General features: G+C 65.3%; 21 protein-coding genes. 11 read left to right on the top strand and 10 right to left on the bottom strand.

Features of this window, described 5'->3' with window-relative positions:
• Positions 1–146 precede the first annotated feature (146 nt).
• From rpl18a to MU553_RS04960, 6 genes are all read left to right on the top strand, one after another.
• A complete protein-coding gene (rpl18a, locus tag MU553_RS04935; RefSeq protein WP_247376361.1) occupies positions 147–320 on the top strand; it encodes a 50S ribosomal protein L18Ae in 174 nt (57 codons plus the stop codon).
• The gene (pfdA, locus tag MU553_RS04940; protein WP_247376364.1) at positions 317–787 is read left to right on the top strand and encodes a prefoldin subunit alpha; all 471 of its coding nucleotides are present in this window, start codon (positions 317–319) and stop codon (positions 785–787) included. The genes rpl18a and pfdA overlap by 4 nt, the downstream gene beginning before the upstream one ends.
• Positions 788–797: 10 nt before the next feature.
• The gene (gene ftsY, locus MU553_RS04945; protein ID WP_247376367.1) at positions 798–1,955 is read left to right on the top strand and encodes a signal recognition particle-docking protein FtsY; all 1,158 of its coding nucleotides are present in this window, start codon (positions 798–800) and stop codon (positions 1,953–1,955) included.
• A gap of 101 nt (positions 1,956–2,056) precedes the next feature.
• Complete coding sequence (locus MU553_RS04950) at positions 2,057–2,473, top strand: hypothetical protein (protein WP_247376369.1); 417 nt, start codon at positions 2,057–2,059, stop codon at positions 2,471–2,473.
• Between the two features lie 220 nt (positions 2,474–2,693).
• Complete coding sequence (locus tag MU553_RS04955; RefSeq protein WP_247376371.1) at positions 2,694–4,094, top strand: signal recognition particle protein Srp54; 1,401 nt, start codon at positions 2,694–2,696, stop codon at positions 4,092–4,094.
• 229 nt (positions 4,095–4,323) lie between these two features.
• Positions 4,324–4,581: a hypothetical protein gene (locus tag MU553_RS04960; protein ID WP_247376372.1), complete on the top strand. Its 258-nt coding sequence runs from the start codon at positions 4,324–4,326 to the stop codon at positions 4,579–4,581.
• A 29-nt stretch (positions 4,582–4,610) separates the two neighbouring features.
• On the opposite strand, the gene MU553_RS04965 is transcribed toward MU553_RS04960, so the two are convergent.
• From MU553_RS04965 to surE, 4 genes are all read right to left on the bottom strand, one after another.
• Entirely contained in the window at positions 4,611–4,826 is a 216-nt protein-coding gene (locus MU553_RS04965) for a YgaP family membrane protein (RefSeq protein WP_247376375.1), read from the bottom strand.
• A 66-nt stretch (positions 4,827–4,892) separates the two neighbouring features.
• Positions 4,893–5,270, bottom strand: a complete 378-nt coding sequence (locus tag MU553_RS04970) for a DUF7322 domain-containing protein (protein WP_247376377.1) — start codon at positions 5,268–5,270, stop codon at positions 4,893–4,895.
• 61 nt (positions 5,271–5,331) lie between these two features.
• A complete protein-coding gene (locus MU553_RS04975) occupies positions 5,332–5,592 on the bottom strand; it encodes a YgaP family membrane protein (RefSeq protein WP_247376378.1) in 261 nt (86 codons plus the stop codon).
• Positions 5,593–5,660: 68 nt separating this feature from the next.
• Positions 5,661–6,539, bottom strand: coding sequence for a 5'/3'-nucleotidase SurE (surE, locus tag MU553_RS04980; protein ID WP_247376381.1), 879 nt, complete (start codon positions 6,537–6,539; stop codon positions 5,661–5,663).
• A 171-nt stretch (positions 6,540–6,710) separates the two neighbouring features.
• Here surE and MU553_RS04985 point away from each other — a divergent pair, with 171 nt between their 5' ends.
• Entirely contained in the window at positions 6,711–7,220 is a 510-nt protein-coding gene (locus MU553_RS04985) for a hypothetical protein (RefSeq protein WP_428222014.1), read from the top strand.
• A 77-nt stretch (positions 7,221–7,297) separates the two neighbouring features.
• Here MU553_RS04985 and MU553_RS04990 read toward each other — a convergent pair whose 3' ends face one another.
• The 4 genes from MU553_RS04990 to MU553_RS05005 form a co-directional block, all read right to left on the bottom strand.
• Entirely contained in the window at positions 7,298–7,969 is a 672-nt protein-coding gene (locus MU553_RS04990; RefSeq protein ID WP_247376384.1) for a helical membrane plugin domain-containing protein, read from the bottom strand.
• A gap of 9 nt (positions 7,970–7,978) precedes the next feature.
• Positions 7,979–9,121, bottom strand: a complete 1,143-nt coding sequence (locus MU553_RS04995; RefSeq protein WP_247376386.1) for an NAD(P)/FAD-dependent oxidoreductase — start codon at positions 9,119–9,121, stop codon at positions 7,979–7,981.
• Between the two features lie 61 nt (positions 9,122–9,182).
• Positions 9,183–9,425, bottom strand: coding sequence for a sulfurtransferase TusA family protein (locus tag MU553_RS05000; RefSeq protein ID WP_247376387.1), 243 nt, complete (start codon positions 9,423–9,425; stop codon positions 9,183–9,185).
• Between the two features lie 43 nt (positions 9,426–9,468).
• On the bottom strand, positions 9,469–9,867 hold the full coding sequence (locus MU553_RS05005; protein WP_247376389.1) for a DsrE/DsrF/DrsH-like family protein: 399 nt from the start codon (positions 9,865–9,867) through the stop codon (positions 9,469–9,471).
• A 141-nt stretch (positions 9,868–10,008) separates the two neighbouring features.
• Here MU553_RS05005 and MU553_RS05010 point away from each other — a divergent pair, with 141 nt between their 5' ends.
• From MU553_RS05010 to MU553_RS05020, 3 genes are all read left to right on the top strand, one after another.
• Positions 10,009–10,587 carry a magnesium transporter gene (locus tag MU553_RS05010; RefSeq protein ID WP_247376390.1) on the top strand — a complete coding sequence of 193 codons (579 nt, stop codon included), beginning with the start codon at positions 10,009–10,011 and terminating at the stop codon, positions 10,585–10,587.
• On the top strand, positions 10,587–11,144 hold the full coding sequence (locus tag MU553_RS05015; protein ID WP_247376392.1) for a magnesium transporter: 558 nt from the start codon (positions 10,587–10,589) through the stop codon (positions 11,142–11,144). Before MU553_RS05010 ends, MU553_RS05015 begins: the two co-directional genes overlap by 1 nt.
• A 70-nt stretch (positions 11,145–11,214) precedes the next feature.
• Positions 11,215–12,258, top strand: a complete 1,044-nt coding sequence (locus MU553_RS05020) for a nucleoside recognition protein (protein WP_247376393.1) — start codon at positions 11,215–11,217, stop codon at positions 12,256–12,258.
• 304 nt (positions 12,259–12,562) lie between these two features.
• On the opposite strand, the gene MU553_RS05025 is transcribed toward MU553_RS05020, so the two are convergent.
• A complete protein-coding gene (locus MU553_RS05025) occupies positions 12,563–12,958 on the bottom strand; it encodes a hypothetical protein (protein ID WP_247376395.1) in 396 nt (131 codons plus the stop codon).
• Between the two features lie 49 nt (positions 12,959–13,007).
• On the bottom strand, positions 13,008–13,916 hold the full coding sequence (locus MU553_RS05030) for a CBS domain-containing protein (protein ID WP_247376397.1): 909 nt from the start codon (positions 13,914–13,916) through the stop codon (positions 13,008–13,010).
• 130 nt (positions 13,917–14,046) lie between these two features.
• Between MU553_RS05030 and MU553_RS05035 the strand changes: the two genes are divergently transcribed.
• A complete protein-coding gene (locus MU553_RS05035) occupies positions 14,047–14,964 on the top strand; it encodes a lamin tail domain-containing protein (protein ID WP_247376399.1) in 918 nt (305 codons plus the stop codon).
• Positions 14,965–15,017: the final 53 nt, after the last annotated feature.

Consider the following 15,017-nt stretch of genomic DNA (forward strand, 5'->3'; position numbering starts at 1 on the left):
TGGCTCTCCCGCCGGGTAACTCCCGTCGTCAGTGTTCCGAACCGCCTTTTTCGCGCTCGTTGCCACGTCTGCGGCCGGACAGCGTCGCGGTGGGCCAAAAATCCAGATGGGCAAGGTTCTTCCCCGTCGGAACCGCACCCATGGACATGACCGAGTTTACCGTTAGTGGTCGCTGGCAAGCCCGCGATGGCTGGGAGTCGTTCGAGAAAGAGATTCAGGCGGAGAACGAGGACGTCGCGACGGAGCGAACCTACACCGAGTTCGGGTCGAAGCACGGCCTGAAGCGTACGCAGGTGGAGATCGAGGAGGTCGCACAATGAGCCTGGGTGGCGGCGGCGGCGGTCAGCTCCAGCAGCTCGCCGAGGAGATTCAGGCACTCGAAGAGGAGATCGAGACGCTCGAAGCGGAGATCGAGGACCTCCAGGACGAGAAGCTCGAAGTCGACGAGGCGATCGAAGCGATCGAGACCCTCGACACGGGCGAGACCGTTCAGGTTCCCCTCGGTGGCGGCGCGTACCTCCGCGCGGAGATTCAGGACATCGACGAGGTCATCGTCAGCCTGGGCGGCGGCTACGCGGCCGAGCGCGACCAGGACGACGCGACCGTGACGCTCGAGAACAAGAAAGACACGCTGGACGACCGCATCGAGGACATTCGCTCCGAGATCGCCGAGATCGAGTCCGAGAGCGAACAGCTCGAACAGAAGGCCCAGCAGATGCAGCAACAGCAGATGCAACAGCAGATGGCCCAGATGCAACAGCAGCAGGACGAAGGCGACGACGAGTAAGTAAGGCCACATGTTCGACGGACTGAAAGACAAGCTCAGTAACTTCAAGAAGAGCGTCGAGGAGGAAGCCGAGGCCGACGAGGCCGACCTCGACGAGGCGGCCGAAGAGCCGGTGGATGCCGAGGCGGAAGCCGAACCCGCTGAACCCGAAGTGGCCGAGTCCGAACCAGAGCCTGAACCGGCGGCCGAACCGGAGCCGGAGGCCGATGCGGCCCCGACCGCCGATGAGGAGTCGTCCGAAGCGGACGACGCCGAGGACAGCGGTGGGTCGAGTCGTGGCATGCTAGAGCGGGCGAAACTGGCCGCGACTGGGAAGACCGTCATCGAGGAAGAAGACCTCGAAGAGCCGCTGGACGAACTCGAACTCGCGCTGTTGTCTTCGGACGTCGAGATGAACGTCGCCCAGAACATTCTGGAGGGCATCCGCGAGAACCTCATCGGCGAGACCCGCGCGCAGGTGAAGACGACGGGGCACGTCGTCGAGGAGGCACTCCACGACGCGCTCGTGGACGTCATCAGCGTCGGCCAGTTCGACTTCGACGAGCACATCGCGGCGGCGGACAAGCCCGTCACCATCATCTTCACCGGCGTCAACGGCGTCGGGAAGACGACGACGATCGCGAAGCTCTCACAGTACTTCGAGGACCGCGGCTTCTCGACGGTGCTGGCCAACGGTGACACGTACCGCGCCGGCGCGAACGAGCAACTCCAACAGCACGCGGAGAACCTCGATCGGAAGATCATCTCCCACGAACAGGGCTCGGACCCGGCAGCCGTCATCTACGACGGCGTCGAGTACGCCCAGGCGAACGATATCGACATCGTGCTCGGTGACACTGCCGGACGACTCCACACGAGCAACGACCTGATGGACCAGCTGGAGAAGATCGACCGCGTCATCGATCCGGACATGACGCTGTTCGTCGACGAGGCCGTTGCCGGCCAGGACGCCGTCAATCGCGCCCGCGAGTTCAACGACGCCGCGGAGATCGACGGGGCCGTCCTGACGAAGGCCGACGCCGATCCGCAGGGCGGCGCTGCGATCTCGATCGCGCAGGTCACCGGGAAGCCGATCCTCTTCCTCGGCACCGGACAGGACTACGACGACCTCGAACCGTTCGACCCCGAGGTCATCGTCGACCGCCTACTCGGCTTCGAGGAAGAGTAGGCGCTCGACGGCTGTTCTGCTCATTAGGCGTGCATACTGATCGTACTTGGAGGCATGTGGTGCAGGAAACAGTTAATCAGATAGGATAACTACTCGATCACGTGGACACACAGCCACTCCGCAGGTTTTTCTTAGGCCAGCCAACGCAACGACGGTCGTTGTACTTTCTTAGCGCTGTGGCCTTCACACTCGCTATATGGCTGCTTGGACACACGGTTTTCCCGTCTTCGTGGTTTCCATATAACGTCTGGAAGGCCGCGATCATCGGGAGTGTCATCGGCATCCTCGCTGGGTGGAACAACCAAGGGCTTGTAAGCGGATCTCTCGGGACTGGATTATACGTCGTCGTCATCTGGCAGAGCTTCTATGTCCTCTCCACTAGTAGGGACTACTCGCTTTTCACTCACTTCCCTCGAAAGATTATGGTGTTGGGCACAATGACCGCTGTGCTAAGCATTCCGAGCTATTTCGTCGGCATTGGATTCCGCATCTTGGGGGCCAGATTTGACCCTTCGTAACGGGCACAGTCGATGAATAGATACACTGGACTGACCGCCAGCATCCGCGCGACCGAAGGGAGCGCGGTTCACCGACGGCGAACGAAGTGAGCCGTCGGCCTTTTTCACCCATGTTTTTGCCGCGAGTGGTGCCCGCAGCGAAGCGAGGACACCCGAGCGGGAAAAAGATGGACTGGAAAAAGTCTTTACCTGCTGAGGGACCTACTACTGGTAACTAACTATGGTACTCGACAATTTGGGGAGTTCGCTCCGGGGGACGCTGAACGACCTCCGTGGGAAGTCCCGCATCAGCGAAGACGACATCGACAACGTCGTCAAGGAGATTCAGCGCTCGCTGCTCCAGGCCGACGTCGACACCAGCCTGGTGATGGACCTGTCAGACTCCATCAAGACGCGGGCGCTGGAAGAGGAACCGCCGAGCAGCACGTCCGCCCGCGACTGGGTGCTGCGCGTCGTCTACGAGGAGATGGTCGACCTCATCGGCGAGTCGACCGAACTCCCCCTCGAACCCCAGACCATCATGCTCGCCGGCCTGTACGGGTCGGGGAAGACGACCACCGCCGCCAAGATGGCCTGGTGGTTCTCGAAGAAAGGGCTGCGCCCGGCGGTCATCCAGACCGACACGGACCGTCCCGGTGCGTACGACCAGTCCAAGCAGATGGCCGAGAACGCCGAGGTGGACTTCTACGGTGATCCCGACGAGAACGACCCCGTCACCATCGCCGAAGAGGGGCTCGAGGCGACCGCCGACGCCGACATCCGCATCGTGGACACCGCGGGGCGGGACGGCCTGAACCAGGAACTCATCGACCAGATCGAGCGCATCGACGACGCCGTCAACCCCGACCGGAACCTGCTCGTCATCGACGCCGCGATGGGGCAGTCCGCGAAGGAACAGGCCCAGGAGTTCGAGGAGTCCATCGGGATCGACGGCGTCGCCATCACGAAGCTCGACGGGACGGCGAAAGGTGGCGGTGCGCTCGCCGCCGTCAACGAGACGGACTCGTCGATCGCCTTCCTCGGGACCGGTGAGACCGTCCAGGACATCGAGCGGTTCGAGCCCTCGGGCTTCATCTCCCGCCTGCTCGGGATGGGCGACCTCAAACAGCTCACCGAGCGCGTCGAGCGCGCGATGGAGGAAACCCAGGCCGAAGACGAGGACTGGGACCCCGAGAACATGCTGGAGGGCGAGTTCACCCTCAAGGACATGCGCCATCAGATGTCCGCGATGGACAAGATGGGGCCGCTCGACCAGGTGATGGACATGATCCCCGGTATGGGCGGCGGACTGATGGACCAGCTCCCGGACGACGCCATGGACGTCACCAAAGACCGCATGCGCGAGTTCGAGGTCATCATGGACTCGATGACCGAGAAGGAACTTGAACAGCCCCGCTCGATCGGCGCGAGCCAGGTCAAACGGATCGCCCACGGCTCGGGCACCTCCGAGGAGCGCGTCCAGGAACTGCTCGAACAGCACAAGATGATGTCGAAGACGCTCAACCAGTTCCAGGGCATGGGCGACGCCGACATGGAACGGATGATGAAACAGATGGGCGGCCAGGGCGGCGGCGGTATGGGCGGCATGGGCGGCGGCCCCGGCGGTCCCGGTCCCTTCTAAACCACTTTTTTACGTCGACGGGTTTCCTCACGCGCCTCCGGCGCATTGCGGGAACCCGCCTCGTAAAAACCTGGACTAAAAACTGCCGGACGCTCGTTTCACTCGCGTCCGGTGAACCGCGCGCCGCAGGCGCGCGGATGCTAACCCCGTTTGGTGTCCACAGAACGCGACCGCAATCTTCCACCTTTGATTCCCAGCCCCTTTTCGCGTTCGAACGGCTACGGAACGTATGGTCAGCTCTCGGACGGCCACTGCAATCGCGGGACTCGTCGGTAGTGTGCTGCTGAGCGTCGTACTCTGGTGGTACTTCGACACCTTTGCGTTCTTCCTGTTCCTGCCGTTCGTCCCGTTTCTGTTTCGTCGGTCAGAGCAAGCGTCGCGCGAGGAGCGGCTTCGGACTTGTCCGACGTGCGGGTTCCAGACGCGCAACGACGCCTACGACTACTGTCCCCGCGACGGGACGCGATTGGAACGGCCCAAGCGATAATTTCTCGAAAAATCAGCAGTGCTGTCTGCTTACTCGTCGCTCGTCGTGTCGATGCCGAGTGCCTCGTTCAGGCCACAGAAGCACACGGTCGCGTTGAAGCCGAACCCGAGCGCGGCGACGCCCGCGACGAGGCCGGTCGAACGTTTCCCCTTTCGGAGTGCCGTGACCGCGACGACGGTCAGGACGGCTGCGAGCAGTGCACGGCCGATGCGGTCGATACCCCCGACGTTCTTGTCGAGTCCCATGGGTCGTCGTTACACGTTCTCTCCCTTAGATTTCACCCCTCCGGCAGCCTGGAACAATACGCGTTCTCACAGGTCTCTGAGGAGGTCCCGATACACCAGGTATCGGTGTGCGGCGTACGTACAGGCGACGACGCCGATGCCGGTGATGAGCTGTCCGTAGAACCAGTCACCGCGCAGGAACATCAGCATCGGGCCGAGTGCGAGCGCGAACAGGCCGATCCGAACGACGCCGAGGAGCGCGAACATCGCGGTCTGTATCCCGGGCGGGACAGCCGTGTCGGCCGTGTCCTCGGTGCGCTCGTCCGGTTGGTCCGGGCGTCCGGACTCACCGTACTCCGGAAACGGGTCCCGATACTCCGGATACGGGTCGGCGTACTCCGCGAACGCGTTCCGGTACTCCGGGAACGGCTCGGTCGGTTCGTCGGGCCACGACTCTCCGAACATGTCCTGACAGATGCTACCGAGTGTCAAAACTGTTCAGCAGCGATCGGGTCAGGGGTCGCCGCTACGGTGGCACTTTTTTCCGGAGCGTTTCCGTCGAGGTGTCGGGCGCTGCTCGCTGGCAGGTGTCTCGTCCGAGGAGTTCGTTCAGCGGGCAGTACCTCGTGAACACCGTAAACAGGATGGGGACGGCTGCGAACCAGATGACCGTCCCGCGCGTGCCCTGCCCTCGTTCCAGTGCTCTGACTGCGACCACGGCCAGGACCACTCCGACGATGGCTCGGAGCTTGCGGTCGGCGCCGCCGACGTTGCTCGGAAGTGCCATGGTCGTACGTACGGAACCAGCCAGTTAACGTCACGACTGGCGCACTCAAGGCGTTTATACGGTCACCCTCAGAGGCCTTCCTCGGTCGCACGCTCGCGGGCCGCTTCGCTGTCGTTGAACCCGGCGACGAGTTCCTCGACGGCCGCCGTTTCCACTGCAGCGGCCGGGGCGGTCAGCGGCGAGACCGACACTTCGCCCTCGATGAGCGCTCGCCGATCCGTGCCCACCGGGTAGCGCTCGCGGACCTCGTCGTCGGCGGGGAACGGGTTCTCCCAGCCGATTGTGTTGGGCCAGACCACGTCCCGGATGGCGATGTCGCCGTCGCGTGGTTTCCCGAGGTCGACCTCGTCGCGGTCGGTGACGTCGTGTTCGACGTGGATGTCGTAGTCGTGATGAGGCTCGGTCAGTCGCATGTCAGACTCCGGAACGTCGACGGGGGCGTTGACGTTGAGCATGTCGACCGTGTCGAAGATGTCTCCGGAGAGCGACCGAACGAGGAGTTCGCGGGTGACGCGTGCCGGCCGCCCGAAGTCGTACTCCTCGGGCGGGTGGACGAAGAAATCCCGGTTGTGATACGCCGAGATGGCGATGCCGGGCGTATCGAGGAAGGCGGCCTCGATGCAGGCGCCGACGGTCCCCGAGCGGCCGACGACGTAGTTGCCGGCGTTGGGGCCGTGGTTACAGCCCGACACCACGAGGTCGACGTCCCCGTCGAGGCCGCGGAGGCCGTAGGCCACGCAGTCGGCCGGGGTGCCGTCGATGGCGTACCCCCACGGATGCTCTTCGCGGGCGGTCCGGTGGGTGCGGGTTCGGCCGGTGCCGCTCTGGTTGTCCATCGGCGCGACGACCGTCACCTCGGCCGCACCGGTGAGTTCCTCGTAGAGTGCCGCCAGACCGGGCGCGTCGATACCGTCGTCGTTAGTCAACAGGACGTGGGGCTTGCTCATCCAGTTGTGGGTGCATTCGCGTCCGAATGCGTGAGTCTTTCGACGCACTGTCGGACGGTACCACGAGACAGTATCGGGCGCGCGTCAGTCCAGCAACGGACGAAGATCGGTGTGTAAGCGGTGAGAACGGCTATGTCTGGGACTAGCATCAGTTCACGTAGGAGATTCTCGATGGCACAATCGACGACACAACGGAGAGTTCAGAAATACACGACAACTGGTCGCTGGTCGGCGGCGTTTACCGGTGGGCTCCTCGCCGGGCTCGTAATGGGTTTGCTCATGCAGTTCCTCGCAGAGATGATGCCGATGGTCGGTGCGCTCTACGGCATGCCGACCGCGACGGCCGGCTGGATCGCACACATCTTCCACAGCGTGGTCCTGGCGCTGGTGTTCGCCGCGATCGTCACCAGTCCCCCGCTCAACCGCTACGCGAGGAGTTCCCGAGGGATCGTCGGCCTCGGACTGGCGTACGGTGCGGTCATCTGGTTCGCCCTGGCCGGGTTCCTCATGCCGGTCTGGCTCGGTGCGGTCGGCGTCCCGGACGTGCCGGTCCCGAACCTGGCGGCGACGTCGCTCGTCTTCCACCTCGCGTACGGCGCCATCCTGGGGATCGTCTACGCTATCGCTCGCGCACCCACTATGCGGCGCATAGCGGACAAGACTAGTCCCGACGCCCAATAGAACAGAGTCCGCTTTTCTTTTCGACTGCACGCAGCAGCCCTGTGCTCACCACGGGCGGCGAGCGCGGGCCGGTGCGGTTACGATTCATCGTCGATCTCGGCGCCGAGCGCCTGGGCGAGCGCGAGCAGGAAGCCCAGGCCGCGCTTGGTGTCGGGGTCGCGCAGTGCGTTGGCCATGCCGACCAGGCCTGGCGTCTCGCCCGATTGCTCGCTGGCCTCGCCGACGGCGGTGAGCATCGACTCCAGGCCGCCGGCGACGTCGTCGTCGGCGGCCGTGTCGGCGAGTTCGCCCAGGCGGCTGCCCGTCGCGGTGAGGTTCATCACCATCTCGTCGTCCATCGCGGCCGTGACGAGCGAGAGCGTGTCGGTCAGCGCCAGCACGTCGTCGAGCGTGCCCGAGCGTTGGAGTCGCGCGAGCGTCTCGATGGCGTCGGCGAGGTCGTCCGCGTTCTCGCCGGCGGCTTCCCCGAGGTTCGCCAGTTCGGGCGTCGCCATGCCGTCGGCGGCGGCCCCGAGGTTGTTCGCGGTGCCCGCGAGCGAGGTGACCATCTCGTCGTCCATCGCCGAGGTGGCGACGGCGGTCCCGTCCAGCAGGTCGTTCACCTCGCCGAGGTGGTCGAGGAAGCGCGCGACCTCCTCGGGGTTGTCGGCGATGGCCTCCTTGACGTCCGGCGGGAGGTCCGCGTCGTCGGACTCTTCGGGGGCTGTCTCGCCGTTTCCGGTCGTCTCGTCTGTGTCTGATTCGGACATACTAACACCTCACAGGAGTCCCCGGGCGGTGAGCCAGTAGGACTCGTTGTAGCCGAGTTTCGCCCAGTGGACGGGTTTCGAGGGTTCCCGTACCGTGGGCTGGGTGCCGTACTCGAAGTCCACGAACGTCGCCTCGTCCATGCCTGCTTCGATGAAGCAGATGGTCTTGCCCTGGTAGGTCGCGGTCGGGGTCTGGCCCCGGACCTGGCTGGCCAGGCGGTCGGCGACGGCGCCGGCCTCGTAGTGGGCGACGCTGCCGGCCTTGCTCGTCGGCACGTCCGCGACGTCGCCGATGGCGTAGACGTCCTCGGCTTCGGTGGCTTCGAGCGTGTGTTTGTCCACGTCGACCCAGCCGTCCTCGGAGAGCCCGGCGTCGATCACCAGGTCGCTGCCGTGGTGGGGCGGGATGCCGACCAGCAGGTCGTAGTCGAGTTCCTTCCCTTCCATCGAGTGGAGGACGCCCTCGTCGGGATCGACTTCGTCGGCGTTGAAGAACGTCTCCAGGTTGATGTCGCGTTCCTCGAACTCCGCGCTGGCCCAGTCGGCGATGTTCTGGATCGCGTGGGCGCGCTGGATCGGATAGGTGTAGGTGATCTCGACGTCGTCGCGCAGGCCCCGCTCGCGGAACCAGGCGTCGGCCATGAGGACGAACTCGACGGGTGCGGCGGGACACATGTGCGGGGTCCCGATGACCGACAGCACGAGGTGGCCCTCGGTGAAGTCGGCGAGTTCGTCGCGGAGGCGCTCGGCACCCTCCGGACCGTAGAAGTGGTGCCCGCCCTCGGCGAGGCCGTCCAACTCGTCCGGCACGAGCTGGGCGCCCAGACCGAGCACGAGGTAGTCGTAGCGCATGGGCCGGCCGTCGCGGAGCGTGAGCCGCTTGCCGTCGGTGTCGATCTCCTCGACGCGGTCGTTGCGGACGTCGATGCGTCTGTCGACGAGGTCGGCGAGGGGCCGCCTGGCGTCGTCGACCGTCTTCTTGCCGAAGGGAACGTAGAGGAAGGTCGGCTTGTAAACGTGATCCTCTCCGTCAGAGAGGAGCACGACCTCTACGTCCCCGGATTCGAGTTCCGGTTTCAGTTCGTCGGCCAGACGGTTGGCGAGCACGGTGCCGCCCGTCCCCCCGCCGACGATTGCGATAGTTTGTGTCATTGTCCTGGTGAATGGTGTGGTGATCCGGTACGATGCGCGGGTGGGGCGACGGCGCGACCGGTCACGTCGTCTTGACGTACATGCTCCAGTAGTCGCCGTTGTCGACGGTCTCGAGCATCTCGTGGCCGGCTTCGTCGATCCACTCGGGCACGTCGCCCTTCGAGCCGCTGTCGGACGTCTGGAGTTCGATCACGGTGCCTGCGTCGACTTCCTTGACCTTGCCGATGAGGTCCATTAGCGGACCGGGGCAGGTCGAACCGCGGGAGTCGATCGTCACGTCGGGGTCGTAGTTTGATTCGCTCATTTGTCTCTCTCCTGTGTGTGGTGTGTTCGCTCGTGGCTGTTCTTCAGACGAAGACGACCTGCTTGTCCTGGGCTCGGTTGAGGAACCCGGCGACGCCGAGTTTCTCCTCGAAGACGTCGACGTAGTCGTCGAGCGTCGTGTCGAGCAGGTCCATCGCCATCTCGCAGGCGTACAGGTTCAGCGGGCCGATCTCCTGGGCCTGCTGGAACTGCTCGGTGAACAGCGGGACGTCCGCGTCCTCGGATTCGAGCATCGCCTGCCCGACGGGTCCGACGTCGAAGTCGCCAGTCTCGACGACCTCCTTGTCGAACGCGAGCAGGCCGTCCATCGTCACGAACACCTCGACGGGGACGTCGGATGCGGCCGCCACCGAGCCGATCGTGCCTACCGCCTGTACGCGTGCGAGCTCGTTCGACGCCAGCACGATTGCGTATCCAGTCATGATCCTCTCACACCTATTACTTCGATGTCACCCTATATAATATTGTGCAGCAATTCCAATACACTGGGAATCGAGGGTGAGAACGACACCCGTGGGCTGTCGCGGGCGTTTTTTGGTCCCCGGGGTCGTTGCACCGGCCACATGACCGTCCGCGAGGTGGCCACGGAGGCCTACCGGGAGGGACTTCCCGCGCTCAGTGCCAGTCTCGTCGGCGGTCTCATCGCGGGGGTCGTCCTCGGCGGGATGCGCGGCGAGTTCCGCGCCGTGCCCGGTCTGCTGGTGCTCGTTCCTGCACTCCTGGCGACCCGCGGGAACGTCTACGGGTCGCTCGGGGCGCGCATCGCGACGGCGCTCCACCAGGGGTTAGTCGAGCCACGGCTGCGGACCGACGACGACCGCCTCCAGCGAGCGGTCGCAGCCGCCATCGCGAACGGGTTGATCGCGAGTACGTTCGCCGCCGTCGTCGCCTACGTCATCCTCGTCGGGCTGGGGTCCCAGCACGCGCCGCTGGTGACGCTCGTCTCCATCGCGGTCCTGGCGGGCCTGCTGTCGGGGATCACCCTGTCGCTGATCGTCGTCGGCGTCGTGTTCGCGGGCTACCGACGCGGGTACAATCCGGACACGCTCGTCGGCCCCATCGTCACGACGGCCGGTGACGTCTTCGGTATCGCCTTCCTGTTGCTCGCGGTGCGCGTCGTCCTACGGCTGGGAGGAACCTGATGCCCACGGACTGGACTGTCAGGGCGATCATGCGCGCAGGGCTGCCGGTGTTGCTCGTTCTCACGCTCGTCGAGATCGGCAGCGGGCTCGTCCTCGGGAGCTTCCAGGCGTCGCTCCTGCGATACCCGACGTTGCTCGTGCTGGTGCCCGTCACGATCGGGACCGCGGGCAACCTCGGCAGCATCCTCGCAGCGCGGCTCTCGACGGTGTTTCACCTCGGTCTTCTCTCCTTCGAACCGGACGACGAGTTCCTGCTGGGGAACGCGCTGGCGACGATCGGGCTGGCACTCACGCTGTTCCCGGTCGTCGGCGCTGGCGCGTGGGTGCTGCAGGCCATCGTCGGCGGGACGACGCTCCCGTTCGGCACCGTCGTCGTCGTCGCGTTCACGAGCGGTGCGATCCTCGCCGTGTTGGCCGTCGTGGTCACGTTTGTGACGACGTACGCCGCCTACCGGTTCGGGCTCGATCCTGACGACGTCGTCGTCCCCGTCGTCACCAACGTGTGTGACGTCCTAGGCGTCGTCGTGCTCGTGCTGGTCGTCGGACTGCTGGTGTGACCACCACCCGCCGGACGTGTCAGCGCCGATAGTCAAGGCTTTCCCGGCCAGGTCCGTAGCGGGGACAGACATGGCCACGCCGGTCGAGACGCTGCTCGTTGACGTCCTCTTTCGGGTGGCGAAGATCACCGTCTTCCTCGGCGTCGGCGTCGGCCTGGCCAACGTCGCCATCCAGTTCGGCGCCGTCGAGTACGTGACGGCGCTCGCCAAACCGCTCACGCGCCCCGCGAACCTCCCGTCGGAGGTCGGGACGGCGATCCTGGCGACGACGGCCTCGCCGACCGCCGGCTACGGGATGCTCGCCGAGTATCGTGAGTCCGGCCTGCTGGACGACCGGGCGACGCTCGTCGCCGTCACGATGAACACGTTCTTCGGGTTCGCCCAGCACATCTTCACGTTCTACGCGCCCGTCCTCATCCCGATCCTCGGGCTGCAGGTCGGGCTGCTGTACGTCGGTGCCCGGGCGCTCATCGCGCTGGCGATCACCCTGACCGGCGTCGCTGCCGGGGCGCTGTTGCTCTCGGAGACCAACGTCGACACCACGGTCGATCACGATGCGGCGGACCCGGAACTGACTGACGGCGGTCCCGCGAGTGGGACCTCGTCGGGCGGCCAGCCCGACGGCGGGGAACGCCAGAGTCGGTCAGCGAAACTCCGAGCGGCGGGCGAGGAAACCGTCTCGAAGATCAGGGAGATCGTCCCGCGCCTGCTGGGCGTCTATCTCGTCGTCGTGATTCTGGTCGACCGTTACGAGCAGATCGCGAGCGCGCTCTCGCTCCCCGACGTCGCCGGCGCCGTCGAACCGCTGACGAGTGCACTCGGCTTGCCCAGTGCCGCAGTGCCGACGATCGCCGTGTTCGCCATCGACACCACGAACGGCGCCATCTTCATCGCTCCCTTCGTCGAGAACGGGACGTTCACCGCCCGGCAGGCCGTCGCGACGATGCTCGTCGGCGGGATCGTCTCCTTCGCCGTCTCGACGTTCAAGCGTTCGATCCCCTTCCAGTACGGGATCTGGGGCGCGGAGTTCGGCTCGAAGGTGATCCTCGTCAACACGGCCCTGAAGGTCGTGTTCATCGCCGTGGCGCTGGTGCTGTTGCTGGTGCCGATGTGAGGGTCGCCCGTGCAATCGCGCGGGCCTGAAAACTGAGACGTGAACTCCCGGTCGCTTAGAGGGCGTGGCCGGCCACTGGCTGTTTCTTCTCGATCTCGGTCGCGTGGCAGACCTCGCACGTGTACTCGTTCAGCTTCGTGGTCTCGTCGTTCAGTGCCATCCGCGAGCCACAACGGGGGCAATACATTATAACTGTATAAGGGATGGACACCACCTTAATTCTTTGTATCTGATAGGTGTGACAGGGTCTCGCATGGTTGTTCATTACAAATGTCGGCAAACGGACATAGGGTTTGTTCCGCAGCTATCGGCCGTTGTGAACGATTGTCAGGTACGCAAGCAGGAGGCAGATCGGGAACAGTCCCGTCCAAGTGAGTATCTGCGTGGACGGATCTGGTGGGCTAACCAGTGCGCCGATGAGAAACGAGACCACCCCCGCACTCGCCCAGGTCGCCGCCCAGCGCTCACGGTGGGTCGGTGGCCGAGATCGCGGGCTGAGTTGTCGGCGCTTGTAGAGGTAGTACGGGAGGCCGATGGGCGTGAACACCGCGGCAACTGCCCACGTTCTGGGCTGGGCACTCCCGCGCGCTGCGGCGTCGGCGGCCACCCAGGAGGCCAGACTGACGGCCATCGACAGCCAGAGCGCTCCCAGGGCTATCGGGAGGACCAGGGCAAGGACCGCTGGCGGGGACACTGCCATCGTCTGTTGGGACCGTCGCGAAAACGGCGGGTAAGTCTTCCGCTCGTTCTCAGGCGGTGTCGGGGATGTCGTCGGCGAGGACGACGGCTTCGCCGTCGATGACCTGTTGACCGTCCTCGCGGGTGACGGCGGTGGTGAGCCGATAGCGGTCGTTGCCGAGGTCTTCGACGACTTCGCAGACGGCGGTGACGCGGTCACCGACGTCGACGGGACCGAGATAGCTCACTTCCTGGGAGAGGTAGACGATGAGGCCGGGCAGGCGAGCGAGCGCGGCGCTGATCGTGCCGGCGACGAGCGTCCCGTGGACGATGGGGTGGCCAAAGCGCGTGCCCGCCGCGTACTCGGCGTCGAGGTGGAGGCGGTTGGTGTCGCCGCTGGCGTCGGCGAACGCCTGGACGTCGTCCGCCGAGAGCGTCTTCGAGAACTTCACCACGTCACCCAGGTCGATGTGGGTTTCGCGCTCGCCGAAGCTCTCGAAGGACCACGCCTCGTTCTCGTAGGCCGTGTCGACTCGGGTCCGGTTGCGCCGTCCCGCGGTCGCGTCGGTCGGCGGCGGCCGCTCGGTCGCTTTCCGGGTGAGATGTGGCAGATAGTACGAGAGATCGGTCGTCGTCACGATGCCGGCCAGCTCGTCGCCGTCCATGACGGGCAGTTTCTTCACGTTGTACTCGCGGAACTGCTCGACGGCGAGTTCGAGCGCGTCGTCGACCCCGACGGTGATGGGCGGCGCCGACATGCATTCGGCGGCCGTCAGCGAGGTCGCGTCCTTCTGCCGGGCGAGCAGCCGAACCACGTCCGATTCGGTGAGGATGCCGACCGGGTTGCCGTCGCGGACGACGACCACCGAGCCGATGTCCTCCTCGTACAGCAGCTGTGCCGCCTCGATCACCGGGAGATCGGGAGGGATGGTCTCGACGGTCGGGTTCATGACCTCGCGGATCGTGACGGGTGCCAACATCGGTTGGTGGGTCTGTGGCTCGGCGTGGTTCTATCGTTTGGGGTGTGTCATCGCTTCTATGCTTCAGTCCGCGCTCTCGAGCGGTGATCGCGGCCCGGGTTCTGAAGTAGCCCGGGTGCACATGCCGTGTATGGTTCGCGGATCGGTCGTCGCTATCGCTGCGCTGGTCGTCCTGAGCGGGTGTACTGGTTTCGTCCCGAGCGACGAGCCGGCGACCACGTCGGCGGTCCTCGGCGAGACACACGTCGTCACCGTCACGTCGGTCGTCGACGGCGACACCATCAAAGTGCGCTTCTCGAACGGGACGCTCGATACGGTCCGGCTGCTCGGGGTCGACACGCCCGAAACGCAGAGCGCGACCAGCCCCGACGAGTTCGAGGGCGTCCCCGAGACCGACGCGGGACGCGCCTGCCTCCGCGAGGCCGGCCACGACGCGACGCGGTTCATGACCCGTCGCCTCCTCGGCGAGACGGTTCGGATCAGCACCGACGGAATCGCCGACGCCCGCGGCTACTACGGCCGCCTCCTCGCTTACGTTTCACACGAAGGCACGAACGTCAACTACCGACTCGTCGCCAGCGGCCGTGCCCGCGTGTACGACAGCACGTTCTCGAAGTCAGACCGGTTCTACGCCGCCGAACGGCGCGCGCAGGCCAACGGCACTGGCGTCTGGACCTGTGCCGACGATCCCAGCGTCGCCGCTGACGGTGGCGACGGTGGACTCGTCGTCGCCGAGATCCACGCCGACGCGGACGGTGACGACCGCGAGAACCTCGCCGACGAGTACGTGGTCCTCGCGAACCGGGGTGAGTCCACCCTCGATCTCTCGGGCTGGTCGATCAGCGACGAGTCGGGAGCGACCTACACCTTCTCCGACGGCACCGAACTGCCTCCGGATACGGCGCTGACCCTCCGAACGGGCGCTGGGACGGACACGAGCGGAGAATACTACTGGGGCAGTGCCCGGCCGGTCTGGAACAACGCCGGTGACACCGTCACGATCAGGGCCGCTAACGGGACCGTGATGACGCAGCGAACCTACGGCTAGTTGGCACTGGGCCGACCGTGCCAATCAAGCACACGCAGCCCCTTCGCCAAGCT

Source organism: Halorientalis brevis, from assembly GCF_023077655.1.